Annotated in this window: 26 protein-coding genes and 1 pseudogene; 13 read left to right on the top strand and 14 right to left on the bottom strand. The window is 67.9% G+C overall.

The window, feature by feature from the left end; genetic code table 11:
• Positions 1 to 35: 35 nt before the first annotated feature.
• The 4 genes from JOF55_RS08130 to JOF55_RS08115 form a co-directional block, all read right to left on the bottom strand.
• Complete coding sequence (locus JOF55_RS08130) at positions 36 to 989, bottom strand: hypothetical protein (RefSeq protein WP_310271984.1); 954 nt, start codon at positions 987 to 989, stop codon at positions 36 to 38.
• An 81-nt stretch (positions 990 to 1070) separates the two neighbouring features.
• Complete coding sequence (locus tag JOF55_RS08125) at positions 1071 to 1607, bottom strand: PRC-barrel domain-containing protein (RefSeq protein WP_310271981.1); 537 nt, start codon at positions 1605 to 1607, stop codon at positions 1071 to 1073.
• A gap of 312 nt (positions 1608 to 1919) precedes the next feature.
• Positions 1920 to 2744: a DUF2382 domain-containing protein gene (locus JOF55_RS08120; RefSeq protein WP_310271977.1), complete on the bottom strand. Its 825-nt coding sequence runs from the start codon at positions 2742 to 2744 to the stop codon at positions 1920 to 1922.
• A gap of 163 nt (positions 2745 to 2907) precedes the next feature.
• Positions 2908 to 3603, bottom strand: a complete 696-nt coding sequence (locus JOF55_RS08115; protein WP_310271974.1) for a DUF4232 domain-containing protein — start codon at positions 3601 to 3603, stop codon at positions 2908 to 2910.
• A gap of 287 nt (positions 3604 to 3890) precedes the next feature.
• Between JOF55_RS08115 and JOF55_RS08110 the strand changes: the two genes are divergently transcribed.
• The 7 genes from JOF55_RS08110 (at position 3891) to JOF55_RS08080 (ending at position 11606) form a co-directional block, all read left to right on the top strand.
• A complete protein-coding gene (locus JOF55_RS08110) occupies positions 3891 to 4682 on the top strand; it encodes a GH25 family lysozyme (protein ID WP_310271971.1) in 792 nt (263 codons plus the stop codon).
• Positions 4683 to 5060: 378 nt separating this feature from the next.
• The gene (locus tag JOF55_RS08105) at positions 5061 to 6011 is read left to right on the top strand and encodes a hypothetical protein (protein WP_310271968.1); all 951 of its coding nucleotides are present in this window, start codon (positions 5061 to 5063) and stop codon (positions 6009 to 6011) included.
• Between the two features lie 12 nt (positions 6012 to 6023).
• Complete coding sequence (locus tag JOF55_RS08100) at positions 6024 to 7259, top strand: glycosyltransferase (protein ID WP_310271965.1); 1236 nt, start codon at positions 6024 to 6026, stop codon at positions 7257 to 7259.
• 9 nt (positions 7260 to 7268) lie between these two features.
• Positions 7269 to 8165: an alpha/beta fold hydrolase gene (locus JOF55_RS08095; protein WP_310271963.1), complete on the top strand. Its 897-nt coding sequence runs from the start codon at positions 7269 to 7271 to the stop codon at positions 8163 to 8165.
• A 47-nt stretch (positions 8166 to 8212) separates the two neighbouring features.
• Positions 8213 to 9328: a glycosyltransferase family 4 protein gene (locus tag JOF55_RS08090; RefSeq protein WP_374727422.1), complete on the top strand. Its 1116-nt coding sequence runs from the start codon at positions 8213 to 8215 to the stop codon at positions 9326 to 9328.
• Between the two features lie 58 nt (positions 9329 to 9386).
• Positions 9387 to 9683, top strand: a complete 297-nt coding sequence (locus JOF55_RS08085) for a YrhK family protein (RefSeq protein WP_310271957.1) — start codon at positions 9387 to 9389, stop codon at positions 9681 to 9683.
• 309 nt (positions 9684 to 9992) lie between these two features.
• The gene (locus tag JOF55_RS08080; RefSeq protein WP_310271954.1) at positions 9993 to 11606 is read left to right on the top strand and encodes a long-chain fatty acid--CoA ligase; all 1614 of its coding nucleotides are present in this window, start codon (positions 9993 to 9995) and stop codon (positions 11604 to 11606) included.
• Between the two features lie 79 nt (positions 11607 to 11685).
• Here JOF55_RS08080 and JOF55_RS08075 read toward each other — a convergent pair whose 3' ends face one another.
• Complete coding sequence (locus JOF55_RS08075; RefSeq protein WP_310271951.1) at positions 11686 to 12237, bottom strand: MarR family winged helix-turn-helix transcriptional regulator; 552 nt, start codon at positions 12235 to 12237, stop codon at positions 11686 to 11688.
• 46 nt (positions 12238 to 12283) lie between these two features.
• Here JOF55_RS08075 and JOF55_RS08070 point away from each other — a divergent pair, with 46 nt between their 5' ends.
• Positions 12284 to 13900, top strand: a complete 1617-nt coding sequence (locus tag JOF55_RS08070) for an FUSC family protein (RefSeq protein WP_310271948.1) — start codon at positions 12284 to 12286, stop codon at positions 13898 to 13900.
• 73 nt (positions 13901 to 13973) lie between these two features.
• Here JOF55_RS08070 and JOF55_RS08065 read toward each other — a convergent pair whose 3' ends face one another.
• Positions 13974 to 14576: a TetR/AcrR family transcriptional regulator gene (locus JOF55_RS08065; protein ID WP_310271945.1), complete on the bottom strand. Its 603-nt coding sequence runs from the start codon at positions 14574 to 14576 to the stop codon at positions 13974 to 13976.
• Positions 14577 to 14858: 282 nt separating this feature from the next.
• Here JOF55_RS08065 and JOF55_RS08060 point away from each other — a divergent pair, with 282 nt between their 5' ends.
• Positions 14859 to 15053, top strand: coding sequence for a hypothetical protein (locus JOF55_RS08060; protein WP_310271942.1), 195 nt, complete (start codon positions 14859 to 14861; stop codon positions 15051 to 15053).
• Here JOF55_RS08060 and JOF55_RS08055 read toward each other — a convergent pair.
• On the bottom strand, positions 15048 to 15587 hold the full coding sequence (locus tag JOF55_RS08055; protein WP_310271939.1) for a hypothetical protein: 540 nt from the start codon (positions 15585 to 15587) through the stop codon (positions 15048 to 15050). The two genes, JOF55_RS08060 and JOF55_RS08055, sit on opposite strands and share 6 nt — an antisense overlap.
• A gap of 13 nt (positions 15588 to 15600) precedes the next feature.
• Here JOF55_RS08055 and JOF55_RS08050 point away from each other — a divergent pair.
• Together JOF55_RS08050 and JOF55_RS08045 are read left to right on the top strand one after the other, a co-directional pair.
• Positions 15601 to 15858: pseudogene (locus tag JOF55_RS08050) on the top strand (EAL domain-containing protein); the annotation flags it as partial.
• A 208-nt stretch (positions 15859 to 16066) separates the two neighbouring features.
• Positions 16067 to 16510 carry a hypothetical protein gene (locus JOF55_RS08045; RefSeq protein ID WP_310271935.1) on the top strand — a complete coding sequence of 148 codons (444 nt, stop codon included), beginning with the start codon at positions 16067 to 16069 and terminating at the stop codon, positions 16508 to 16510.
• Between the two features lie 58 nt (positions 16511 to 16568).
• On the opposite strand, the gene JOF55_RS08040 is transcribed toward JOF55_RS08045, so the two are convergent.
• The 6 genes from JOF55_RS08040 to JOF55_RS08015 all read right to left on the bottom strand — a co-directional run bounded on the left by JOF55_RS08040 (position 16569) and on the right by JOF55_RS08015 (position 23347).
• Entirely contained in the window at positions 16569 to 18182 is a 1614-nt protein-coding gene (locus tag JOF55_RS08040; protein WP_310271932.1) for a copper chaperone PCu(A)C domain-containing protein, read from the bottom strand.
• Between the two features lie 105 nt (positions 18183 to 18287).
• On the bottom strand, positions 18288 to 19799 hold the full coding sequence (gene qcrB / locus JOF55_RS08035; protein ID WP_310271929.1) for a cytochrome bc1 complex cytochrome b subunit: 1512 nt from the start codon (positions 19797 to 19799) through the stop codon (positions 18288 to 18290).
• The gene (locus JOF55_RS08030; RefSeq protein WP_310271926.1) at positions 19793 to 20476 is read right to left on the bottom strand and encodes a hypothetical protein; all 684 of its coding nucleotides are present in this window, start codon (positions 20474 to 20476) and stop codon (positions 19793 to 19795) included. The genes qcrB and JOF55_RS08030 overlap by 7 nt, the downstream gene beginning before the upstream one ends.
• Positions 20473 to 21048 (bottom strand): hypothetical protein, encoded by a 576-nt coding sequence (locus JOF55_RS08025; protein ID WP_310271923.1) that lies wholly within the window; start codon positions 21046 to 21048, stop codon positions 20473 to 20475. The genes JOF55_RS08030 and JOF55_RS08025 overlap by 4 nt, the downstream gene beginning before the upstream one ends.
• On the bottom strand, positions 21045 to 22697 hold the full coding sequence (locus tag JOF55_RS08020) for a cytochrome c oxidase subunit I (protein ID WP_310271920.1): 1653 nt from the start codon (positions 22695 to 22697) through the stop codon (positions 21045 to 21047). The genes JOF55_RS08025 and JOF55_RS08020 overlap by 4 nt, the downstream gene beginning before the upstream one ends.
• Positions 22694 to 23347, bottom strand: coding sequence for a cytochrome c oxidase subunit II (locus JOF55_RS08015; protein WP_310271917.1), 654 nt, complete (start codon positions 23345 to 23347; stop codon positions 22694 to 22696). Before JOF55_RS08015 ends, JOF55_RS08020 begins: the two co-directional genes overlap by 4 nt.
• A gap of 486 nt (positions 23348 to 23833) precedes the next feature.
• Here JOF55_RS08015 and qcrC point away from each other — a divergent pair, with 486 nt between their 5' ends.
• Both qcrC and qcrA read left to right on the top strand, forming a co-directional pair.
• Positions 23834 to 24706 carry a cytochrome bc1 complex diheme cytochrome c subunit gene (gene qcrC / locus JOF55_RS08010; protein WP_310271909.1) on the top strand — a complete coding sequence of 291 codons (873 nt, stop codon included), beginning with the start codon at positions 23834 to 23836 and terminating at the stop codon, positions 24704 to 24706.
• Positions 24703 to 25830 carry a cytochrome bc1 complex Rieske iron-sulfur subunit gene (qcrA, locus tag JOF55_RS08005; protein ID WP_310271907.1) on the top strand — a complete coding sequence of 376 codons (1128 nt, stop codon included), beginning with the start codon at positions 24703 to 24705 and terminating at the stop codon, positions 25828 to 25830. The genes qcrC and qcrA overlap by 4 nt, the downstream gene beginning before the upstream one ends.
• A 64-nt stretch (positions 25831 to 25894) precedes the next feature.
• Here the strand turns inward: qcrA and JOF55_RS08000 are convergent, their stop codons facing one another.
• Positions 25895 to 26284 carry a DUF2267 domain-containing protein gene (locus tag JOF55_RS08000; RefSeq protein ID WP_310271903.1) on the bottom strand — a complete coding sequence of 130 codons (390 nt, stop codon included), beginning with the start codon at positions 26282 to 26284 and terminating at the stop codon, positions 25895 to 25897.
• Between the last annotated feature and the right edge of the window lie 67 nt (positions 26285 to 26351).

Below are 26351 nucleotides of genomic sequence, written 5' to 3'. Positions count from 1 at the left end.
GGTGTGCCGTGTGTGAGCACGGCCGGGTGCGGTCTCTATCCGGGGATGTCGGATGCTGAGGCCACGGTGGCGGCAACGGCTGCTGTGGCTCGTGCGGGATCCGTCGTGCCGGATTCCGGTTCGAAGGCGAAGAGCTCGATCGCCGTGATCCCGGACCGGGGAGCGGATGCGGTCGACCAGCGAGCCACGCTGCCTCTCGCGTGCGCCTGTGGAGGTGACCATCCCCGGCCGCCGAACTCGGTGACCGCCCACGGCACGAGCTCGGACACCGTTCCCACGAACGGGCCGAGATCCAGGACCACGCGCACCACGGGGGGATGCTCGGTGCTGCCGGTGACGGTGATGGTGTGGGACACCCGGCTTGCCAACGCCCTCGCGGGCCACTCCGCACCGGACTGCCGTTGGCTCAGCACGTCGACCACCAGGCCGAGCCGGACACGTGGCCTGCCGTTCTCGTCGAGGTCGTCGAGTCGAGGCTCGGCGCTCTCGGCCGGGATGGACTCGTCGGGGTCACCGATCGCCTCCGGATCGGCGGAGCGGGCCGGATCGGACGAGATCCGGGTGCCGGACGGTGGGGACGGTTGTCCTGGGGACATCGGGAGCGGGGAATCACCCGGCCATGCCTCCACCAGCAGTCGCTCACCCCCGTCGACCAGCTTGCCCACCAGCTCGGGGTTGTCCACCACGGTCCAGGCGGTCGGTGGTTCGCAGGAGACGCGTGAGTTGCCGTAGCCGGGGCCGAGCTCTCGCAGGAAGTTGCGGACGGCGCGGGAGAGCGCCGCGGCACTCACCCGGTGATCGGCTTCGCCGCCGCGGCACAGGAGGGTGACCGACCAGCAGCCGGGCTCCTCGTCGGAGCAGTCACCGGATTCCACGATTCGGCCGCCGACCCGTCGAACCAGTTCCCGGCACGCCTCGCGCGCCGCATGATCGCCCGCTGCGGCGACCACGACCGTTATCAACAGTTCGAGCTCGGTTTCTTCAGCCATGGCGGAGACATTCTCGCCCATGGGGGAATGGGAGACGCACGTCCCTGCGTCCGGAAGAGAGCCGAGGTTTCCGGGAGGACTTCACTGCTCCTTCCGGTGCTTGCCCTGCTGTGTCCGGTCGGGGCGAGGGATCAGCCGCCGGTCCTCGGGAGCGGACTCCGAGCGGTGGTGCCTGCCGGTTTCCGTCGCCACCACTTCGATGGCCCGGCCCGCCGGGTTCCGGCCGGGCGTGGGGCCTTCCGCCTGTTGTCGGGCGGACACCGGCTGTGGTGCCCCGGTCGTCGGCCGCTCGATGCCGTAGTAGCTGTAGAGGTCCCGGCCTTCCTGCTCGGACAGGTGGCCGTGCTCGGCTTCCACGCGGGGAGCCTCCTTGACCCGCTCCCCGGATACGTCGAGGTCGATCCGGTGCTCGTGGGTCGAGGCGCCCGCGAGCGGGACGAAGCTCTCCCTCATGCCGAACAGGCCGGTACGGACCGTCACCCACTCCGGATGGTGGGTGGCATCGTCCACGTACACGTGCCCCACACGGCCGAGCTTGTCGCCGTCGCGGCCGTAGACGTCGTTGCCGATCAGTTCCTGTGCGCGTGTGGCGTCGTCCATGTATCTCGCCTCGATCATGTCCGTCGGCAGGGTGGCGCCGTGACGAGTCTCCGGTACAGCGGCGCTGCGCCGAAGACGCTGCACGCGGACGCGATCTCCCGCAACCGGGCATGCGTTATGACTCACTCGTTCGAGTGAGCAATCAGGTGGTGATCAATCAGCTGCTGCGCAGTGCGGGCACTCCGCACCCCGCTCGGGAGTGCACGGACATTCACGGGGCGAGCGGTGCCGCTGATGCCGCCGGTGCCGATGCTGCCGACGTTGCCACAGCGTTGCCACAGCGGTTCGCCGGTGTACGCCACGAGGCACCGACGAACCGCTGTCGGCTGCTCACGAGCCTTGCTCTCTGCGGCGCTGTGCGTTCTGCTCGTCGACGTCGAACTGCTCCCGCTGCACCTCGTCGGAGACGGTCTGTTCCTCGGTGACCTCTTCCGTGTTCAACTTCGCCCGTTCCACAGGTACGGATTCCTTGCCGACCACCGGCTGCTCCGCGTGCAGGACGACCTCGTCCTCGGATTCGCCGATCTCACCGCCGGACATCCGCTGCTGTTCGGACTCGCTGATCGGCTCCCGCTCGACACGTACCTCCTCGTGGCTGACGGGCACCGTCACCGACTCCTGCTCGGTGGTGACGTACTTGCGCAGGCGCACCCGGCCCGATTCGACATTCTCCTTGCCGACACGGAGATGCTCCTCGGAACGGGTCATCGACTCCGGCTCCGCCGATGTCCCCGACTGTTGGGACGACCGACGCTGCCCGGTGGTCTCGGCCCGCTCGTGCCTGCCACCTTCCTGCTGCGAGGTCGCTTCCTCGCCGGAAGCGTGCCTGCCGGTGGAGGTCGGCTGAATCTGGTAGTAGCTGTAGAGCTCCTGGCCCTCCTGCTCGGACAGGTGGCCCTGCTCCGCTTCGATCCGCGGCGCGTCCTTGACCTGGTCTCGGGTGACATCGACGTTGATGCCCGAATCCGTGGCGCTGGCCCTGGACAGCGGCACGAAGCTCTCCTTCGTCCCGAACATGCCGGTCCGTACGGTCACCCACTCGGGCTGGCGAGTGTCGTCATCCATGTAGACGTTGCCGATACGGCCGACCTTGCCGCCGTCGCGGTCGTACACATCGCTGCCGATCAAATCCTGTGCCTGCCTGACGTCCTTCATGAATATCGCCTCAATCGCGTCGGCTGAAAAAGCCTCTTCCCGGGGATTACCCATTCAGCCCACCCCCATTCAGTCCTTCTCGTGCCTGTCGGAATCGGTGCAGTGCCGAAGAAGCCCGTTTGCGGGGGATACCCCCAGTCAGCCCCTCTCATGTGCGTCGGAATCAGTGCAGTGCCGTGGTGTCCAGGGAACCGTTTCCGCAGACCGGTCCGAGCGTCCAGGCCACGGTCAGCGGCTCCCTCTCGTCCGGCGGGATGACTTCGATGCCTGCCGGTTCGGGTCCGCAGGGACCGCTGACCGGTTCCTCTCCGGTCGGCACGACACCCCAGTGCAGGGTTGCCGACACGGATTCCCCCGAGGACAGACGGATCGGTTCGGGCTCCTGCCGCGGGATCCGATGCACGTCGGTGGCCAGGGGATGTCCGTTCGAGTCGACCAGTTGCAGCCCCGGGTAGCCGTGGATGGTGCAGACCCGGTCGCTGCCGTTGTGCAGAGTCAGCTCCGCGTAGCGCTGCCCGGCGGCCGGATGTCCCTGCCGAAGACTGCCGGTGAGCATCGAGGTGTGGCAGCGTTCGACCGTCGTCGATTGCCGCGATGCCTCGGTGGTGGGAGTGCTCGCCTGCGTGCTCGGCTTCCGCGGGTGCGCGGCGGATCGCGAAGGTGGTGCTGTTCCCGCCGTGCTCTCGCTCGATGACGCGGGGGCAGGAACGGACGGTGCGGGCCCCGCCTGCACTGCGGGAGCGGGCCCGGCCGCCTGCTGCGCCTGCTGCCCACAACTTGCCAGGAGCACGCCGACCATCAGCACTCCCGATGCCCGTATCGCTATTCGGCTGACGGTGTCCAATCCGTGCGAGGTCACGATGGCCACCTCCTTACTCACCGCTGCGGCGGGATCGTCGTCGACCGATCCTCCCGTCGGTGAAGACGTATGGCGGGATATCCGATGTAACTCCGATGGTGGTCCGCTTTCGCCGCCGATTCCGCTATGTTGAACAGTGCCGGAGCACGCGGAGCCCGTCTGCACGAGTACCGCCTGCACGAGTACCGCCTGCACGAGTACCGCCTGCACGAGTACCGCCTGCACGAGCCCCGAGCATCCGAGCCCGGAGTACCCGGCACGACCCGAATCGATCCGAGAGGTGTGCGATGGCCACGCGAATCCCGGGTATCGATGTGGCGCGTTACCAGGGTGAACCCGATTGGTCGGCGGTGCGCGATGCCGGCTACCGGTTCACCTACATCAAGGCCACGGAGGGCGTCGGTTACGTGAGTCCCACGTTGGACTCTCAGCTGGCGGGTGCTCGCAGGGCCGGAATGGTCACCGGCCTGTACCACTTCGCGCGACCGGACACGAACACGCCGCAGCAGGACGCCGCGGACTTCGCCGCGCAGTTGGCCCGGCTCGACTCCGGTGCACCGGGCGATCTCCCGCCGTGCCTGGACATCGAGACCGAAGGCACCGACCTCGCGAGCTGGGTGAAGGGCTTCATCAACGCCATTCGTGGGCACACGGGCCGCCACGAGGTGATGGTCTACTCCTCCACATACTGGTTCGACGCCAAGCTCGGCACGGACAGCTGGGTCGACTCCGGAGTGTCCCTGTGGGTGGCCCACTACGGCCGTGACCCGGGCAAGCCCGGATACCTCACCGATCGGGTGGTCCTGCACCAGTATTCCTCGGAGGGCCAGGTCCCCGGCATCGCGGGCAACACGGATCTCGATGTCGCGCTCGTCGAGCTGTCCGTGCTCACCGGAGGGATGGTTCCCCCGCCACCGTCGCCTCCGCCACCGGGTGGAACCTATGTCGTTCAGCCCGGCGACACTCTCTCGGGGATCGGGGCGCGCTTCGGGGTGGACTGGCGAACCATCGCCGACGTGAACGCAATCACGGACCCCGACCTGATTTATGTGGGAGAGGTTCTGACGATCCCGCGTTGAGGGCGGACCGCGGACGGCGCGGTGACCTGCGATTTCAGTCCCCGGTGAGGGAAGTGGTGCCACGGGGCCGTGCTCGCCTGCGTGCGCTTTCCCATCGGGGTCGGTGACGTGTTCCCTGACAATCTCTCAGCGCGGTTGCTCTAGAGTCGTGACCGTGGGCCGCAGCGTCACCGGGGTGATGTGGCAGTCTCGTGAGCCGAACCGTCCGCTCGGTCCGTGCTCACGGAGGTCTGAGGTGCCCGGCGGAAGACACGATGGGGCGTGTGCGTAGAAAGCCTCAGGGAAAATGGGGGTGTGGCCCCGGATGTGGGGCGAGGCCAGGATGCGCGAGATTGATGATGTGGATAGACGACTGCGGATGCTCTCGCCGGTAGCGGGATGTCCTCGTGGATGTGGTTCACGATGATCCTGCTCGCGATAGCCCTTGCGGCACTGGCCGCCTGCGGGTGCGCTGTCGGCGCACGGCTGCAGCACGGTGCTGTGCACACCACCATCGGCCTCCAGGGTTTCGGAATCCGGTCACAGCTGCAACTCGTCCGTACCCCCCGCTGGTTACTGGGGCTGAGCTGCCTGGTCGGCGGGGCACTGTTGCACGCACTGGCGCTCGGGTTGGCCCCGCTGAGTGTGGTGCAGCCGGTCGGCGTGCTGGCGCTGCCCATCACCGTGCTGCTCAGCGTGCGTGAGCAGGGAATGCGTGTCCGTGAGATCCACCGCTCGGCGGTGCTCGCCGTGGCGGCCTGCACGTGCGGTGTCGCGTCCTTCGTGTTTCTCGCCGCCGGAAGCGCGCAGGCGACTCCGGTCCCGGACGAGGCGGCGACCACGGCCATCCGGCTGGTCGCCGGGGTGGTCCTGGTGCTGGGAACCATCGCGGTCCTGAACAGGGGCAGGGTCCGCTGTGTGGCCTATGTTGCCGGATGTGCGGTCGCCTACGGACTCGTCTCCCTGTTGATGCGAGCGGTCTCGCAGCAGGTCACGTCGTGGGAACTCGCGGGGATCGACATGCGTCCGCTCGTCGGTATCGCTGCGGCACTGCTGATCGGCGGGTGGATGCTGCAGCACGGCTATGCCAGCGGACCACCGGATCTGGTGGTGGCATGTCTGACCGTGATCGACCCGCTGGTGGCGGTGGGCCTCGGCATCGGCTTGCTGGGGGAAGCCGACCAGGTCGGCACGTGGACGGCGGCCGGTGAAGCAGTGTGCGCGGTCATTGCCTGTGCCGGGGTGTTCGCACTGGCGCGGTATCACCCCGAGCGGGAGGAACGCCCTGCGCACCACGTCGTGGCCGAGAGTCGTGAACTCGTCGAACCGACTTCGATCGATCGTCTCTGACAGGAGTACCACTTGACTTCCCAACCGCTCACCCGACGGCCACTGCGGATCGTGGTCGGTGCGGTTACCTATCCGCCCGACGTCAACGGTGCGGCGAACTTCGGACACCGGCTGGCCACGGGGTTGGCCGGTCGGGGGCACGATGTGCACGTGATCTGCCACTCGACCGACCGGCACTCCAGCACCACGGTCGAAGAGGGGGTCACGGTGCACCGTGTCGGGACCCACGCGACTCCGGTGCATCCCACGATCCGGGTCTGCACGCCCTGGCGTGCTTCCGCGGCCGCCAAGCGGCTGCTCGACGAGATCCGGCCCGATGTGGTGCACGCGCAGTCGCACTTCTTCATCGGGCGGGGCCTCATCAATGCCGCTCGACAGCGCGGCATCGGCCTGGTGGCGACCAACCACTTCATGCCGGAGAACATCTTCGGATACATCCGGGTTCCGCGGAAGCTACAGACCGCCGCCGCGCGGTTGCTGTGGCGTCAGCTGATCAAGCACTACGGTAAGGCGCAGCTGGTGACCGCGCCGACACCGCGCGCCGTGCAGTTGCTGCGGGACAACGGTTTCGCCCACCAGGCGATGCCGGTCTCCTGCGGGATCGACGTCGGCCGATATCGGCGGCGGGCGGCTGCCTTCCGCAGAAGCAACCCGGATCCGGACACTCGCACCGTGCTGTTCGTCGGGCGGCTCGACGAGGAAAAGCACATCGAGGACCTGCTGCGGGCCATGTCGTTGCTGCATACGCAGGTACCGACGAGGCTGGAGATCGTGGGTGACGGTGCTCGCCGGGAGTACTTCGAACAGCTTGCCGCCGAACTCGGCATCGCCGATCGGGTCCATTTCTTCGGCTTCGTCGGCGACGACGAGCTGCTCGATGCCTATGCTCGCGCCGATCTGTTCTGCATGCCGAGTGTGGCCGAGTTGCAGAGCCTGGCCACCATGGAGGCGATGTCGGCCGGTACTCCCGTGGTGCTCGCCAACGCCATGGCACTACCGCACTTGGTACGGCCGGGACGCAACGGCTGGCTGTACCCACCTCGGGACGTACACGCTCTGGTCAAGGCGATCGACAGGGTCATCGGCGACCGCTCCACCATCGATCGGATGGGGGCGGCGAGCCAGGAACTGGTGTCCCAGCACGACATCGACGCGATCCTGGCGAGGTTCGAACGGATCTATCGGCACGTGCTCGACGCCGAGGAAGTCCCGGAGCCGATCGCGGTGCGAACCGGCCTCGCGAGCTGAGTGGCAGCCATGAGCATTGCGGAACCGAGTCCCGGTCCGGTCGAGCACACGGTGCGGATCGGCGGCAGCGACCTGCACTACTGGATCCACGGTGCCGACCCCGCCGCGCAGCACTCCGCCGACGAGGTACCTCTCGTCATGATCCACGGCCTGCGCGGCACCCACCATGGTCTGGAGCCCATCGCCGAGCACTTCTCCTCTCGCGCCGTCGTGGTGCCGGATCTGCCCGGGTTCGGCGACTCGGGGCCGATGTGGGGGCGGCGCCACGACATCGAGGGATATGCCCGCCTCGTGATCGAACTGGTGGAGCGGCTCGGCGGGCGTGCCCGGCCGGTGTTGTTGCTGGGGCATTCGTTCGGGTCGCTCATCGCGGCGCACGTCGCCTCCGCGGCGCCCGAGCTGGTACACCGGCTCATTCTGGTCAATCCGATCTCGACGCCCGCGTTGCGCGGGCCACGTGCGGTGTTGTCCCTGCTGACCTCCGTGTACTACCGGCTCGGCAGGGCACTGCCCACACGGCTCGGCCGGGCACTGCTGTCGAACAGGATGATCGTGCTCGCCGCGAGCAGAGCCATGGTACGTACCCGGGACAAACAGCTGCGCCGATTCGTGCACGACAGCCATCTGCGCTACTTCAGTCGTTTCCACAGCCCGGCATTGCTCGCCGAGACCTACGAGGCCTCGGTGACGCACACCGTCGCCGACTATGCCGCGGCGCTCACCACGCGCACCCTGCTGATCGCCGGAGCCACGGACGACATCGCCCCGGTGGGCGGGCAGCGCGGGCTGGTGGCCGAGCTGGCCGACGCCGAACTGGTGGTGCTTCCCGAGGTCGGTCATCTGGTGCACTACGAGACTCCGGCGGCTGCCGCTCGTGCGATTCAGCGGTTCCTCGTCGCCCCATGAACGCCGGGGAGTGCGGTAGCGAAGGGGACAGCTTGCCCGAAAAGCCGATGACCGTGTTCGTCGACGCACGATGGACGCGAACCGATGTGCACGACGGGATCAGCCGGTACGGTGCGAGCTTGATCGAGGCATTGCATCGCCTGCATCCCGTGACGATGTTGATCCACGACGAGGCACAGTTGAGGCTGCTGCCCGGCGACGTCCCGTATGTCGTCGTGAACAGTCCGTTCGCACCACGGGAACTTTGGTTGTCGCGGCGGTTGCACCGTCTCGGCGCGGATGTCGTGTTCAGCCCGCTCCAGGTCATCGGTGGCTTCCGACGACGGTATCGCCTGATCCTGACCCTGCATGACCTGATTTACTACCGGCATCCGCAGCCGCCCGGTTTCCTGCCGCTTCCGGTGCGGCTCATCTGGCGTCTTTATCACCGGGCGTTCTGGCCCCAGCGGGTGTTGCTCAACCGAGCCGATGCCGTCGTCACCGTCAGTGCGACCACCAGGGACCTCATCGCCGAGTACCGGCTGACCCGGCGCCCCGTCGCCGTGGTGCCCAATGCTCCCTCGGTGGGCTCCTCCGCGGCGGACACCGGGCCTGCGGAGAGCACGAGTGGCGAGGTGAACACCGGTGGTGTGCGGGGCGATCGGCGCGACCTGGTGTACATGGGATCGTTCATGCCGTACAAGAACGTCGAGACGTTGCTGGCGGGAATGGCGGCACTGCCCGAGTACCGACTGCATTTGCTGAGCCGCATCGACCCGGCCCGGGAAGCGGAGTTGGCCGACTCCGTTCCTCCCGGTGCCGACGTGGTTTTCCGGCGCGGTGTCGGTGACGACGAATACCGCGGGCTGCTCGCGAATTCGGCGGCGCTGGTCACCGCATCCAGGGACGAGGGATTCGGACTGCCCGTCATCGAGGCGATGAATGCGCAAACCCCGGTGGTGTGCAGTGACCTGACCATCTTCCGGGAGGTCACCGGTGGACACGCCGAGTTCTTCGCCCCGGATTCCGCCGAGGATTTCGCAGCCGCGGTGCGGAGACTGGAGGAACCGGAGCACCGCGCCCGGCTGGTCTCCGCGGCGCGCACGCAGGCGGCCGGTTTCACCTGGGCGTCCTCGGCTCGACGGTTGCTGGCACTGATGCGGTCCGTGCTGGGGCGGCAGTGATTGCTTGCCACCGAAAGGCGGGAGTGCGTGCTGTCCTTCCTCGGGGAACACTGGTGGCATGAGTGATCATGCTGGTTCCACGCCGCTGGTACTGCGGATCGGTCATGAGGAGTTGCTGATTCGCAGGCGCTACGAGGTGCTCAGCATCGGCAACGACATCCTGATCGCCCTGTGGTTCACGGTGGGCAGCGCTCTGTTCTTCTTCGAGTCGACGACCACGGCGGGAACATGGCTGTTCCTCGTGGGCAGTATCGAACTGGCGATTCGCCCGGTCATCCGTCTCAGCAGGCGTATGCACCTGCAGCGGTTGCGGCCCGCAGGTCAACAGGCGCACGAGTCGGCCGGGGACTTCTAGTGGTGTGTCCGGTAGTGGCGTGTCCGGCTGATCTTGCCTCTGGGTGGGGTTGGTCAATTTCTCGCGAAATTGACCGACCCCACCGCACATGATTCACCAGACGGAACCTGGCTCCGCCGAGGAGGTCGCGGATCGACCGTCCGACTCGGGCAACTCGGATTGTGAGAAAGGCCACCAGTCGGTAATTTTCACTCCGACGGGGGAAAGCGCAGTCATCCCGTTGCACGAACAGGGCCGACCCTGTGAACGGGGCGCGGGCTCTCAAGACCACGCCCCGCATGTGCGCTCGGCGACAAGGGAGAACACAGCATGCACGGTTTGATGCAGGATCGACCACTGACCCTGCCGCATCTTTTTCACCGAGCAGAACGCCACTTCGGCAACAAGACCATGGTCACGGCCACCGCCGACGGAAGTGAAAGCACGGCGACCTACGCGGAGTGGGCCACGAGGGTCCGCCGGTTGGCGACCGTGCTGGAGACTCTGGAGGCTCCGGCGGACGCGCGGGTGGGAACCTTCGGCTGGAACACCCAGCGCCACCTCGAACTGTATTTCGCCGTACCGTGCACCGGCCGCGTGTTGCACACCCTGAACATCCGGCTGTTCCCGGAACAGATCAGCTACATCGCCGAGCACGCCGAGGACGACATCGTGTTCGTCGACCGCTCGCTGTTGCCCGTCCTGTGGCCGCTGGCCGACAAGCTTTCCACCGTGCGGCACTTCGTGGTGATCGACGATGGTGCGGACGCCGATCTCCCGGACGATCCGCGCGTGCACGATTACGAGCACTTGCTGGCGCAGGCCGCACCGCACGAAGGTGATTTCCGGGTCGACGACGAGAACGCGGCCGCCGCCATGTGCTACACCTCGGGCACGACCGGCAACCCGAAGGGCGTGGTCTACTCGCACCGCTCGACCGTGCTGCATTCGCTGGTCAGCCTCACCGCCGACTCGCTCGGACTGAGCGAGCGCGACACGTTGCTGCCGGTGGTTCCGATGTTCCACGTCAATGCCTGGGGATTGCCGTATGCCGCGGTGTTCGCAGGCTCGGACCTGGTCTTTCCCGGTCCCGCGATGAAGCCCGAGGCACTGGTCGGCGCGATCGAGCGGCACCGCGTGACGGTCACGGCGGGCGTGCCGACCATCTGGATGGGGATGCTGCCGCTGCTGGGTGAGCACGACCTGTCGAGCCTGCGGACGGTGGTCGGCGGTGGTTCGGCCATTCCGAGGGCGCTGTCGGAAGGATGGCGCGAAGCGATCGGTATTCCGATCACCCAGGCGTGGGGAATGACCGAGACGAGCCCACTGGCCTCGGCCGCGACCCCGCGCAGCCACCACGACGACCTCGACGCCGAGGGTCTGGCCGAGGTCCGTGCGACCCAGGGGCAGGCGGTCCCGCTGGTGGATCTGCGCATCGTGGACATGGATGCCGAAACCGAGCAGCCCTGGGACGGCGTGTCCGCGGGCGAGCTGCAGGCGGCGGGACCGTGGATCGCCTCGGCCTACTACGGCGACGGTGTCGGCACCGACGCGTTCACGGCCGATGGCTGGCTGCGCACCGGGGACGTGGCCACGATCGACGAACACGGGTTCGTGCGACTCGTCGACCGCACCAAGGACCTGGTGAAGTCCGGCGGTGAGTGGATCTCGTCGGTGGAACTGGAGAACCACATCATGGCGCATCCCCGAGTGACCGAGGCCGCCGTGATCGCCAAACCCGATCCACGGTGGACGGAGCGCCCGCTTGCCTGCGTCGTCGTCACCGAGGGGGAACAGCTCACCGAGGACGAGCTTGTGGAGCACCTGCGCGACCGGGTCGCCAAGTGGTGGCTGCCGGACGAGGTCCGGTTCGTGCCGGAGTTGCCCAAGACCAGCACCGGCAAGTTCTCCAAGAAGACCCTGCGCGAGCAGCTGATCGGGTAGGAATCCACCCGTGAGACCGGGTGCGGGGTCCCGGTTTTTCCCGGAACCGGGGCTCCTCCGGCCCACCCCCGGCGATCGATCACCCCTCGTCGGTGGTCGGATCGTCGCGGACTCCGGCGGTCAGGCTCGCCGGGTCCGACGAACCTTCCAGCGTGCGCAGGAGGTCGGCCAGGCCCCCGGCAAGGGACTCGCGTCTGCGCGAACTCAGCGCCGAGAGCAGGTGCTTTTCGGCTTCGATGTTGCGGGTGAAGGCACGGTCGATCACTTCTCGGCCGTGCTCGGTGAGCAGGATGCGCGCGCTGCGCCGGTCGCGCTCATCGGTGGTGCGTTCCAGCAGACCGCGCTCGGTGAGCTGGTGAACGCGCTTGGTTGTCGCCGCTCCCGAGGACACGGTCAGCTCGCTGAGCCGTCCCGGAGTCACGGGGGCCCCGGTCCGGCGAAGCGCGCAAAGCAGGTCGAACTCGGCACGGTTGAGGCCTTCGTCGGCGAATGCCGCGTCCAGGCGTTGTCGGAGAACGACTGCGGCGCGCAGGATTCGCCCGATCACATCGATGCTGGTGGTGTCCAGGTCGGGCCGGGCTTCCTGCCACTGCGACCGGGCGGTTTCGATCAGGTCTGGTGTTCGTTTCATCTCACTTCCATTTTACTAGTGAAATAACTGTGTAGGATGAGAGAACGTGCCCACTACAGTGCTGACTCGAAATCTGCCGGATGCGTTCCGTGTACGCAGGGGCGGGCCGTTCGCATGGCCCGCCGCCAGGGCATTCCTGTCCATGTTGGTCCCCCTGCTGGTCCTGCTCCAGGTGGACCGGCTGGACCTGGTGGCCGGTGCGGTGTTCGGGGCACTGACCAGCGTCTACGCTCGCAGCGAGCCGTATCGGCAGCAGGCCCGCACCCTGGCGGTGGTGGCCGTTGCGATGGTGCTCGCCGTCGCGATGGGCGACGTGATCGCGGTGTTCGCAGGCGGGCAGATGTGGCACGAGCCGCTGGCGCTGCTGGCGACGGCGGTCGTGGGAGCCGTGGCCACTGCGGCAGGCACCGCCGTGCGGCTCGGCGCCCCCGGAGGACTGATCTTCGCGTTCGCGACCGGCGCCTGTGCACATCTGGCACTCACGCACTCGGATCTGGGCCCGCACATCGCGATGACCGCGATCAGCGCCGCATTCGCCTGGGCCGTGAGCATCGCGGGGGCCGTGGTCAGCGGGCTGGGGCCGCAGCGCAGGGCCGTGGCCGCCGCGCTCGAGGCGACCGCAGCGCACCTGGCGGCACGGCCGAACCTGGCGACCCGGCACCGTGCGGCGGTCGCGGTGGAAACGGCGTGGAACAGCGTCGCACTGGTGGGGTGGCGGCATCGGGAAACACCGGCTCACCTCGACCTCGTCCGTGCGACCGAGGCCTGCGAAGCGCTGCTGATGCCCACCGACACCACGGAGGTGGCCGCTGAGGACGTTCGTGCCGCCGCCACCGGGATTCGTCGTGGGTATGGTTTTCCCGGCCTCATGTCCGAGGGAGAGTCGAAGCCGGCTGTACTCCCTGCACCGGTGTCGCGGTGGCGGGTGATCGGCGAGGTCATGCGCGCGGCGCTGCGCCCCGATCGACACGCCGGGACCTGGCTGTTGCCGTACGCGATCCGAGTGGGCGTGGCGGCCCTCATCGCGGGAACGGTGGCCAACCTGCTCGGCATCGGGCATGCCTACTGGGCGGCGGTGTCGGCGGTGTCGGTCCTGCAGGCGACCAGCACGTCGAGTTCGGTTTCGCGGATGGTCCAGCGCGTGGCGGGGACGGTGTTCGGCGTGCTCATCGGGCTCGCCCTGTTGACGGCCCATCCCGCTCCGTGGGTGATCATCATCCTGTTGGCCGTGCTGCAGTGGGGTGCGGAGATGACCGTGCTGGCCAACTATGCCGTCGGCCTGGCCTTCGCGACACCGGTCGCCTTGCTGGTGAGCGCGCTGGCATCGCCGGCCGGTCCCGGTGAGCTGGCCTCGAACCGTCTGTGGGCGACGTTGCTCGGCGCTGCGATCGCCGTGGGCGTGGCATGGTTCCTGCCCAATCGGGCGTGGCTGTCGCGGGTGCACCGTGCGCTCGCGCGGGTGCACGAGCTCAGCACCGCGGATCCGGTGCAGCCGAATCGGCTCCGCCGAGCCCTGATCGAACTGCACGAGGCATACGACGTCGCCGAGGGCGAGGTGCGGGATTCGAAGTTGCCCACCGAGGAATTGCTCGACGCGTCCCACCGGGCCTATGTGCTGCTGGACGAGAAGGTGGAGACCTGGAGTGCCTCCGGTCGACCTTGACGAGGGTGGAAGTTTCGCCGAAAAACTTCGGCCCCTCCGCACGGCTACCGGCCAGCGTCCGAGGCGCCTGCTCCTACGAGGTGGCGGCGCGGTGCTGGTCGATGAGGTAGCGACCCATGGCCTGCGCGCGCCGGGCGGCGTGGCTGTCGCCTTCGGCAGCGGCGACGATGGAGCCCTTCATGAGGATGTGCCAGGAGTGGGCGAAGGAGTCCGGGTCATGCAGGCCGGCTCTGTCGCCCAGGCCACGCACGAGAGTGCGGATGTTGTCCAGGTACTGGGCGCTGGCGTGGGTCAGCGGGTGTTCGGGGCCGTGGCAGTGCATTTCCAGGAGCACGTTGATGAACGAGCAACCCTCGAAGTCGGTACGGCCGAACCACTCGTCGAACACGTCGAAGATGGCCAGCAGTTGTTCCTCGGGGTCCGCTGCTCGCCGGGAGATCTCGTCCCGGACCACACCTACGGTCCAGCGCTGCTCGCGTTCGGCCAGAAAAGCAAGCACCAGGTCGGTCTTGCTCGGAAAGTGGCGATACAGGGTGGCCTTGGCCACCCCGGAACGGGAGATGATCTCGTCGATGCCGACGGCACCGATCCCGCGCCGGGCGAACAACGCGTAGGCGGCATCCAGGATGCGCTTTCGCGGCCCGGCGCGCGGCGGGGATTCGGTGGCTGTGGACATATTTCCTCACTGTAACCCGGCGCCGCAGGATACGGGACCGGTTGTGGAATTACCTCACGCTCGGGCGCGGTCGAGGCACACTCCGATTAGACAGACCGGTCTTTCTCTTCTAGGGTATGCGGTGGCTGGTTGAGCAAGGAGCCGGCATTGCCCTGGTGAGGGTGCCGCCTATCGGCTTTTTCCAGGTCCCGTGCCGGTGGGGTCCCGTGCCGGTGGCCACGACGGTGGGGCCTGTCGGGCGGCTCTCCCTCATCGCTGGAGCGGACGAGCCAGGAGCTGCTGATGAACCCCGACTCGCACGAACATTCCGGCCCCCAGCCGGTGACCGACTCCGTACCCGCCACTCTGTCCACGTTGGCCTGCCAGGTCTGCGGACACCATGCCCTGCATGCTCAGGAGCTGGACAACGGCACTGTCCGAGGCCTGAGCTCCCGGCTGATCTGCCACAGCTGCGGAGCCCACCGGGTGGGATCATGAGAACCGGTGAGCTTTCGAGGCCACCAACGGGGAGGCCGGATCCCGGTTTCCCCGTTGGCCGTGGTGCAGCGGTGGTCGTGACCGATCGTTGAACGGGGGTCGACGCCGGTAAATCACGAGAACGTGTCGGTTGAGCAGGCAGCCGCCAAGCCCACCGGAGATCCGGAGGAACATGTCGTTTCGGGAAGGTGCATAGCGACCACGGCCCGGCAGTCGCGAGCGGGTCGGCTGTTCACCGACCTCTTCGATCTCGCGCCGATCGGGATCGGTCTCCTCGATGAATCCGAGCCTGCTCGATGCAACGACGCGCTGTGCGGTCTGCTGGGCCACCTGCGTCAGGACATGCTGGGCATGACCGCCGCGGACCTGCTCCGGCCGCATGAGCAGCAGCCGCACGAACAGCACGGCGGGTCTGCCGGGCGAGTTGGCCGCCGGGGCACCAGCGTAGGTTGACCCGCTCAGGACGGTCGGCCTGTCCGCTGCGAGATACGCAGCTCGCCCTCGGTGCAGGAGGAAGATCGCCGAGTCCGGCATCGAACCGCACCGTGTGGTTCTCGAGGTGACCGAAACCTCCCTGGTGAACCTGCCCGCCCGGAGCCGGCGGATCATGGTCGAGCTGGCAGGGCGTGGCGTGTGGTTCGCCATTGACGACTTCAGCACGGGCTGCTCCTCGCCGGCCCGCCTGAAGGACCTTCCCGTGCAGATCCTCAAGCTGGACCGCTCGTTCGTGCCCGATGGCGACAGCGATACCAACCGCGCGCTCGCCCGGACCGTGGTGGACATGAGCCGCGCGATGGGACGCAGCTGCATCGTCGAAGGAGTGGAGACCGCCACCCAGTCCCGGCTGCTCGGGGGCCTCGGGTCGACTACTCCTACCGGGGATGGCCGTTTTCCCACCCACTGCCTGCACAGGAATTCCGTCGCCTCCTCGAGGGCGGGTGGATCAACCGGGCCTCTTGTTAGCCGGGAGACCATCGGGGTAGCCCCGGGCCATGGGAGCTCGGGCGGAATCCATGACACGCAGGGTCGGCAGGCTGACCGTGCTCGGCGCGCTGGTCTTCGTGCCGGTGGTGGCCGGTTGCGGAGGCGGCGACACCGCCGGGCCGCAGCGGGGCGTCACCGTCGAAGAGCTCCAGCAGGAGCAGTACTTCTACCAGGGGAATTACCTCGGGCGCACCGTCACGATCAGCGCGGCGGTGTCCGAGGTGCGCGGGCCGCAATCGTTCGAACTCTCCGGCGGAGACTTCGGAGACGACACGCTGCTGGTGGTGACCAGCAGGCCGGTCGAGATCGAGGAGGGGCGAGTGGTTCGAGTCACCGGGACCGCCGGGCAGCTCCACTACTCGTTTCCGTCGGAGCAGGTTCCCTATATCCAACGGGGTCTCTACGCGAAATACGCGACCGAGGCCTACCTGTACGAGGCCAGTGTCGAGCCGTTGTCCACGAGCCGCCGCTGACTGGTCGGCCGGTGCGGGAGAGGGTCGCCACGAGGAGACCGAGGAAGCGTCGAGGTCCTCATTCGGTCAGCGACTCTTCCTTCCTGATCTTCAGCACGTACGGCTCGCCCTCCACCGCCAGATACAGATAGTCGTCCCCGACGGTGAGATCCGAGATCCGGGCATGGCCGAGGCCGGCCCGTTCGAGCGTGCTGCGGTACTCGGTCGTGGTGATGACCTCGAGGGAATCGTACCGCATGCTGATCAGTTTCGTGGCGGTCACCGCGTACACGCGGTGCTCCTCTTCGGGCTCGGCCTCGACGTGCTCGATCGTCTCGCCGAAGTCGTTGCTTTCCACGACCTCCAATCCGCCTCGCGAGTCCCCCTCCACGAGCTGCACTCGGCTGGAGCCTTCCTCGGCGAAGTAAGCGCTCTTCGGCACGGTGTCGTCCGAGCTGAAGGTCTTGTGGCTCAGCGGGACCCGCAGCGTGCCCATCGGTTCCGGTTGCTCCCCGTGGAAATAGGTGAAGCCCTCCGGAGTGACCAGCCAGAACGAGGGTTCGGTGTCGTTGCCCGGAGCCACCACTGCCTCCGGCCCTGCCTGCACCTCTTGCCGGAACAGCACTTCTTGCCGCTCGTAGTCCACACCGGTCACCGTCGAACCGTCCTCGGAGAGGACGAACAGCGTCTTCGAAAGCTCGTCCACCGTCACCCGAGACGGGGCCGGGACCGCATCGATGCCGCCGACCTCCACCAGGGACTCGGTGTCGAGCAGGGCAACTCGGCCGGGCTCGGTCAGCGGCAGGGCCACTCGCTCGTCGGGTTGCGGGATCAGTCCGAAGTCCTCCCCGGCATTCTCGAGCTCGCGCGCGCGGAGGGTCTCGCCGGTCTCGGGGTCCACCCGGACCAGCCGCCGGCCGTCCTTCTCGATGAAGCCGAGCAGCACATCGTGCTCGGTGGCCCAGGTGGGCCGGAGCAGCGGGCCCTCGACGTCGAGCAGCTGAACCGTGGGGATGCTCGTGGGAATGGCGGCGCAGTCCGGCAGGGGATTCCTGGGTGGTATCGGGCCGCGGCCGGGCGGAGCGGTGAGCACCTTCGGCGCCTTCCCGTTCGGCGGCAGCGGGCAGTACTCACCGGGCACGTCCGGGTTGTCCACCCGCAACTCGATGCGGATCTCACCGGCACGGGCGAAAGTGAAGACGACGGGGTAGGTGGGGCCGGATCGGAGTGCCGTGTTCAGGCCGAGCAGCCGCAGGTCGATCGAGGTCGTGTTGGGCAGTGTGATCGAGGCGACGGGCTCGGTGTAGCCGGCCGTGAGGGTATGTCCGCCGGGGATGGTGTGCTCTCCGCGGACAAGGCCCTCATCGGCGATCGGACTGCTCACCGACACCAGCCGATCCGTGGTGCTGCCCTCGTTGACGATGGTCGCCCGCACAGCGACCGACTCACCCGGTTGGTAGACGGCGTTACCTTCGATCGGGTGGTCATAGGCGAACGTGGCGTCGCGGACCAGCATGCTGCCCACCTGGCCTTCGGAGCCGCTGCCGATCCGCTGCAGGTGCCGCCTGCCGAGCTGTCCGGAACCGCAACCGGTGACCAGGACCACCAGACCAATCAGCGTGACGGCCAGCGCCGTGGTGCGCGGGCGGGCCGCTCGGCGCAGGCCGTCCACGTCTGTCCGGTGTCTCGGCATACCCGGTTATGTACCCGCAGGCACTCACGCTATGCATGGCCGATCGAGCATCCGAGCGCGCAGGGGCGGAAGTTTCCGGCAACACGTCCGCCCCACCGAGGCGGTTCACTCGGGACGCTCGTCGCCTTCCGCACGCGCCGCGACGCCCCGGTCGACCCGGGCTCCGCCGTATTCCATGGGCACGGGGCGATCCTCGTGGTCCACCCCGCCCGGCGGCTGGCGCACCTCGACGAACACCCCGTCCCGGCGCTCCCGCAGCAGGCCGGTGCGGATGCCGCGTTCGAGCGTGTCCCGGTCGGCGCGCTGCAGCCCGCGGCAGATCCGGTGGGTGATGACGTAGGCGAGCGGCGGCAGCAGGAGCAGGCCGATCCGCCCGCCCCACACGAACCACTCGAAGGGGATGTTGAACGCGATCGCGTGGATGTCGTCGCCCCCGGCGATGAACAGCACCAGGTAGAAGGTGAGTGCCATCGCGCCCAGGCCGGTGCGGACCGGATTGTCCCGCGGCCGCTGGAGGAGGTGGTGCCTGCGGCGGTCCTTGGTGGACCACTGCTCGTAGAACGGGTGGATGGCCAGGAGCAGGAACATCAGCAGTGGCAGTACGAGGCCCGGCCAGAACGGCGCCGGGATGGTGTACGGCCCCAGATGGATGCTCCAGGGCGGGAACAGCCGCAGGGCGCCGATGAAGAAAGCGATGTACCAGTCCGGCTGCACGCCGGTGGAGATTTGGGCCGGGGTGTACGGACCCCAGAGGAAGATCGGGTTGATCTGGAAGAACGCGCCCAGCAGCGCGAGCACACCGAGGACGCAGATCCCGTTCGCCAGGGTTCGGCCGCCGAAGCCGGGTGCGGTGCGATCGCCCACGACGTTGGATTCGCGCGCGCCCGGCCCGGGGAACTGGGTGTGCTTCTGATACCACACCAGCGCCAGGTGCACCGCGATCAGCGCGAACAGGAGGCCGGGCAGCAGGAACACGTGGCCGACGAAGAATCGGGAGATCCAGATATCGCCCTCGAACTCGCCGCCGAAGACGAGCCAGTGCAGCCACGTGCCGACGACCGGTACGGACAGCAGCAACCCGGAGATGATCCGCACGCCGATGCCGGACAGCAGGTCGTCGAGCATGGAGTAGCCGGTGTAGCCCTCCACGAGCGAGATCATGAGCAGTGCCACGCCGGTGAGCCAGGTGAACTCGCGTGGCTTGCGGAAAGCGCCGGTGAAGAAGTTGCGGGCCATGTGCAGCACGATCGTCGCGACGAACACCAGCGCGGCCCAGTGGTGCAGTTGGCGGATGAACAAGCCGCCGCGCACCTCGAAGGAGATCTTGAGCGCCGACTGGTAGGCCCGGGAGGCGTGCAGGCCCCGCAAGGGTTCGTACGGGCCGGTGTAGACGACCTCGCTGGTGTCCGGGACGAAGAACAGCGCCAGGAAGGTCCCGGACAGCACCAGCACCACGAAGGAGTACAGCGCCAACTCGCCCCACAGGAACGAGTGGTGCTTGGGGAAGACGTGCGAGGACTCCTTGCGCAGCGCCCCGGACAGTTGGTAGCGCTGGTCGAGTCCCTCGGCGATGCGATTGGCGATGGCCCGCTTGAGGCCGCCGGTGCGCCTCACCATGTCCGGTCCCGGTGCCGGTGGTCCTGCAGCCGGTGCTCCCGGTGCCGGTGGTCCCGACTTCGGGCCTCCCGCCCTCGTCCTCCCCGGGCTCGGCCCTCCCGCGGCGGGAACTCGGTCCGAGTGTGCACGCCCATGCTCGTCCCTCCTTCCACTGCGGACAGCGCGGCCGTGTCATAGGCGGGCCCGTCAGCGCTGTGGGCAGGCTCCTCGGCCACGGCACGCCGCTCCTCGCGGTGGATCCAGTTCCAGGTGACGACCACAGCGATCACTCCCAGCGGCAGCATCCCGGCGATCATGGACAGTCCGCCTGCGCTGTCGCCGACGACGACGAGCCAGACTCCGGCCAGATCCAGCAGCGGCATGGCGGTGTACAGGTACAACGTGCGACCGGTGTCCGGCAGCCGATGCCGGGCTCCCAGAACCGGCGCCCAGAACAGCACTGCTCCGCCGAGCATCGCGACCGGCATTGCCGCGTCGAGCAGGGGAGGAAGTCGAGCGCTGTGATCCCAGACGGTGACGGCCGCATGCAGGAGGACGAAGCCGGGCAGAACCACCGCGGCGGGCACGGTCCAGCGGTCCAGTCGCGGGGCGATGCGGGCGAGCACGAGCAGCAGCGTCGGCGCGGCGACCGAGACGAGCAACCCCATCATCGCCATGTGCACCATGTGCGCGCTCATCGCCTGCGCCTCCTCAGCATTTTCCCGGCTGCACGCGCTCCGGCGATCAGCAAGGCGGCCTTGCGCAGTCGATGCGACGGTCGCGGGGGTGGAGGCCGGGGCGGTCCGTGCGCGGCGTGCTCCGCGGGTACCGATGTCGTGGCGCCGAGGGAGGCGCCCTGATGCACGAAGCGCGGCGGGCCCGCGGGCTCGGTGTCGCCGAGCGCGGCGGGCCACGGGCGCGCTCGGCGGTGCAGCCGTTCGCCACGCAGCAGCCACACCGCCAGCACCAGCGGGTAGAACGCGATCACCGACAGCCACCAGCCGTAGGCGAAACCGGTCAGCCCCACCGCTATCCCGAGCGCGGCGAATACCCCGGCGGTGGCGCGTCTCGGCTGCCGCTGCTGCACACCGACCCGTCCCGACCGCGTCACCAGCAGGACGACCACCCCGAATCCCGCGACGAGGGCGCTCGACCAGATGTAGAGCAGCTGCTCCAGGAACCCCTCGGGCCGGAATGCGAACAGGAGGATCAGGGCGAGCACGAGGTTGCCCGCTGCCCACCCGCCGACGACGGCGTGTGACGGCTTCATCCCACCCCCGACCGGGTCGATTGCTCCTGCTCCCGCAGGTCGAGCAGCGGGGCATAGCTGTGCACCGGCGGAATCGGGTAGCGCTCGCTGAAGTTGAACGTCGGCGGCGGCGAGGAGGTGGCCCACTCCAGGGTGTGCCCCTGCCAGGGATCCGGTGGGGCGTGGTGCGGGCGCCGCAGCGAGACCACGACGTTGGCCAGGAACACCAGCGCACCCACCCCCAGCAGGCCCGCACCGGCGCTCGCGATGAGGTTCTCGGTGGTGAACCCGTCCCGCGGTAGGTAGCTGGGGATTCGTCGCGGCATGCCTTCCAGCCCGAGCCAGAACATCGGCAGGAACGTCAGGTTCGTCCCTGCGATCCACAACCAGAAGTGCGCCTTGCCCAGTCCCTCGCGCAGCAGCCGGCCGCTGACCTTGGGGAACCAGAAGTACACACCGGCGAACAGCCCGAACAGGCTGCCCGCTGCGAGCGTGTAGTGCCAGTGCCCCACGAGGAAGTAGCTGTCCTGCATCTGGTAGTCCAGCGCCGGGGTGCCGACCATGATGCCGGTCAGGCCGCCGATGAGGAACTGCGGAAGGAACGCCAGCGCGAACAGCATCGGCGTGGGAAACCGCAGCCGTCCACCGACGACCGTGGCGAGCATGTCGAAGTACTCGATGCCCGCCGGGACCACCAGCAGGATCGAGGTCAGCGAGTAGTAGTTGCTCGCCGCTTGGCCGGTGGTGAACATGTGGTGGCCCCACACGCTCATCGACAGTGCCGAGAACAGCAGCAGCGACAGCACGAGGAACTTGTAGCCGAAGAACCGGCGGCTCGCGAACGTGGCCAGCACTTCGGCCACCGCACCGACGAACGGAAAGAACATCACGTAGACCACGGGGTGCCCGAAGAACCAGAAGAGATGCTGGTAGCCGATGTTCCACACGTTCTCGGTGAACAGATCCGGGTACACCCGGCCCGCCCCGAGGATCCCCACCGCGACGAGCAGTGTCGGGAACGCCCCGATCACCATCAGGTTCGTGGCCACGATCGACCAGCTGAACACCGGCATCCGCAGCATGGTCATGTTCCGGGCGCGCTTGAGCAGCACCGTCCACAGCACGGCGCCTGCCATCAGCAGGATGCCCAGGCTGGCCAGGGCCACTCCGACGATCCACAGGGTCACTCCCTGCCCGGGTGTGTAGCGGCTGCTGGCCAGCGGCGGGTAGGCGTACCAGCCGTGGTCGGCGGCCCCGGTGTCGGCGGAGAATCCCGAGAGCATGACCACCGCACCGGTGAGGTAGAGCCAGTAGGAGAGCATGGTCATCCGGGGCGCGGCGACGTTCGGGGCGCCGATCTGCAAGGGGACGAGATACAGCCCGGCTCCGATCGCGAACGGTGTCACGACCAGGTAGATCATCATCGAGCCGTGGATGGTGAAGAACTGGTTGTAGCGGTCGTTGGTCAGTATCTCCAGCTGGGGCTGGGCGAGCTGGGCGCGCATGGCCAGCGCGAGACCACCGGCCACCAGCATGAGCACGAGCGAGGTCCCCAGGGTCAGCAGCCCGATCCGCTTGTGATCGGTGCTGGCCAGCCAGCCGACGATCGAGCCCGCCTTACCGCCGGGGCGGGGCTCGGTGGGCGCGGATCGGCCCGCCGTCGTCGTCATACCGCCGCCCCGCCGTTTTGCAGGTACTGCTGGTACTCGGCCGGGGAGACCGCGCGCACGTAGAAGTCCATGGTGACGTGGTGGGTCCCGCAGTACTCGGAGCAGCGTCCCCGCCACCGACCTTCCTCGGGGAAGACCATCCGCAGCGTGTTCACGTGGTCCGGAAAGGCATCACGTTTGACGGCGAAGTCGGGCAGCCAGAACGCGTGCACCACGTCCTCCGAGGTGATGTTGAACTCCACCGGCCGACCGGCCGGTACCACCACGGTGGGGAAGTCGCGGGCCGTGCAGGTGCCGGTCACGGTCACCGGCGCTTCCTGGTAGGAGAACTCCCAGCACCAGCGGTAAGCGGTGACGTCGATGTGCGCGGCGGGAGTGGTCGTCTCGGCCGCGAGGCCCTTGCCGTGGTTGAGGGCGGAGTTCGCCTGGAAGCTGCCGTAGAACAGGGCGGCGGCGATCCCGGCGAGCACCACGACGTAGCCCACTTCCAGGGGGTTGTTCTTCGACGCCCGAAACGGCGGATTCGCACGCCGATTCGCCCGGTTGCGGATGATCGCCACGAGCAGGGTGACGGTGACCAGGGCGAAGACGATCCCGGCGATCGTTGCCCACACGCTGAAGACCTGGTTGAACACTTTCAGGAAGGGCATGCAACCTCCTCCGGGCAAGTCCCGGGCACTGCTTGCGGGTCGATGTGCGCGGATGGCTTGCCCGTCCGGCATTCCCTCGTGTCTCGCCGCCACCGCGGACGGCGATTCGGTCCTGCCGGAGAGCACACCTGACGATGGCTTTTGCGCCCACTCAGGGTGGTGTCGCCTTTACCCCCTGTCAAAACGACAAGCCACGGGGCGTCGATGCGCTGGAGTCCTCAGTGGAGGGATGTGCCGAGCACCTTGGCCGGTATCGTCGGGATCTTTCCGCCGGATGTGCTGTGGGCTGCCCGACCGAATCCACCGCGAGAATCACCTGATCGGTGGTTGTCGGCGCGCTTCCTTTTGCGCGGGTATGCGCCCTTGAGCATGCTTGAACCGCGTCATGCGCGGATCGCGCCCCTCGACGGGTATGCGCCTCCGCGATGATTCCTGCTTCCGCCACGCACCTCCGGCCACGACTGCGAGGACTGAACAACGTCGACAATGGATTCCACGGACTCCCGGTCCCCTCGGTGGCGACAGCCGAAACGGCAGCCGAAACGACGGTCGAAACAACAGTCGGACGGCAAGCTGCGCCGCAGGCTCCGCAGTGGGCTCGCCCTCGCGATCGGCCTGCTGGCGACCGGGGGGCTGTACACGATGCTCGTTCCGCAGCCGCAGGTCGTCACCGCTCAGGACACGGTGCTCGCCGAGGGCAGGCGGCTCTACAACAACAGCTGCATCAGCTGCCACGGGGAGAACCTGCAGGGGGTGCAGGACCGCGGGCCGAGCCTGATCGGGGTGGGCGAGGCCGCGGTCTACTTCCAGGTCTCCACCGGGCGCATGCCGCTGGCCCGCCAGGAGGCGCAGGCCGTGCGCAAGCCGCCGCCCCCGGAGTTCGACCCGGACACCGTCCGGGGCGAGCGGAATCTGCTGGCGCTGGGCGCGTACGTGCAGGCCCACGGGGGAGGCCCGGAACTACCGCAGCGGAGCGGTACCGAGCTGGTCGGCCAGGACACGGCCCGCGGTGGCCTGCTGTTCCGGCTCAATTGCGCTTCCTGCCACAACTTCACCGGCCGCGGCGGCGCGCTGACCTCGGGCAAGTACGCCCCCATCCTGCGCACGGCCACTCCCGACCAGCTCTATGCCGCGATGCTCACCGGCCCGCAGGCCATGCCGGCGTTCGGTGACCGTCAGCTCACCCCGAAGGAGAAGGAGGACATCATCGCCTACGTCCTCGAGGTCCGAGGCCAGCGAAACACCCCGGGAGGATTCAACATCGGCGAGCTCGGCCCGACCACGGAGGGCGTGGTCGCGTGGCTGTTGGGTGTGGTGGCACTGGTCGGCATCACTGCGTGGTTGGGAGCCAGAGCGTGACCGGAGACGACCCGAGCAAACGCGATCCGGCGGGCATGAGCCGCGAGCAACTGGCCCGGCTGGCGGGCGACCTCGACGACGTCGAGGTCGTGGCCAACACCCCCCGGCGACCGGAACCCACGACCCGAGCCGAGAAGCGGGCGGAGAAACGGGCCGAGTGGTCGGTTGCGCTGTGGTTCGTGCTGTCCGCACTGCTCGCGATCGCGTTCGTGCTCGCATACAGCCTCTGGCCGAACGAGTACGTGAGCCCGTCCGAGGACGGGTACACGCTCTACGCGCTCTACACCCCGGTCGTCGGAGGCGCCTTCGGTCTCGCGGTACTGACACTGGGTATCGGCGTGATCATGCACATCAAGAAGTTCTTCCCGGACGAGGTCTCGGTACAGCAGCGCCACGACGGTCCGTCCGACGAGCTTGCCCGCAAGACGGCGGTGGCCCACTTCGAGGAGATCGGCGAGGACACCAACCTTCCCCGCCGCCCGCTGATCAAGCGCGCCATGCTCGGTGCCGTCGGGTTGTTCGGCGCCGCCGCGGGCGTCCTGGCCATCGGCGGATTCGTCCGCTACCCGTGGACGGGCGGCGACAAGGCCCCGCTGTGGATCACCGGCTGGAAGCCGTTGGGCGGCGAGACCGTCTATCTACGCAGCCAGAGCGGTGTGCTCGGCGAGATCGATCGCGTCCGGCCCGAGGACATGCAGCCGGGCGCGATGATGACCGTGTTCCCGTTCCGGGAGTCCGATCGTGGCGAGAAGGAGCTGTTGCTCGCCGCCGAGCGCGCCTCCGACGCGCCGGTGATGCTCATCCGACTCCGCCCCGGCACGGAGGTCACCAAACGCCCCGGCCAGGAGGACTTCAACTACGGCGACTACTACGCCTTTTCCAAGATATGCACGCATCTGGGCTGCCCGGCGTCGCAGTACGACTCGCAGAACCACATCACCCTCTGCCCGTGCCACCAGTCCGAATTCCTCATCACCGCATCGGCGAAGCCGATCTTCGGCCCGGCCGCCCGGCCCCTTCCGCAGCTGCCCATCACGGTCAACGAGGAGGGGTACTTCGTGGCCCGGGGTGGCTTCATCGAGCCGGTCGGACCCGGATTCTGGGAGCGGCGAACCCGCCCATGAGCACGCCCGCACCCATGAGCGAGCCCTCCACGCGGACAGGACACCACGTTCCGCCGCGCCGGGTTCACGCCAGTTCGGGGTGGCCGAACAGGCTCGAAAAGCTCGACGGCAACTGGCTCAGGACCTGATTGAGCTCGCCACCGGCGATGCTCTCGGCCATCGTGCTGAGCACGGCGCTGGCATCCCATCGGGCGGTCTCGATACTGGCACTGCCGAGCCGGGTCGCGATCTTGCCCAGGAACTGGTCGAGGCTCATGGCACTGCCCTCGGCCGACTGCACCCGCAGGACGTCGGCGACCTGCTGGGGCAGTTGCGCGGCGAGATCGTGGGACTCCCCGCCTGCCAGCCGCGTGCCGAGTACGGCGAGCACGGTCCGGATGACGCGCTCGGTCTCCTCCTGGCTGCCGTACTCACCACGTTCCCGCACCTTGGCCAGAAACTCGGGATACTTCACGGTGGAACTCCTCGTTACCCATACGCCGGAATGGTGCGACAGTTCGCGTGGGTGGTTGCCGAACCGA

The sequence above is a fragment of the Haloactinomyces albus genome (genome assembly GCF_031458135.1).
Lineage (GTDB): Bacteria > Actinomycetota > Actinomycetes > Mycobacteriales > Pseudonocardiaceae > Haloactinomyces > Haloactinomyces albus.
Note: the sequence above shows the minus strand (reverse complement) of the source record. Positions and strands in the feature narration are given on the sequence as shown.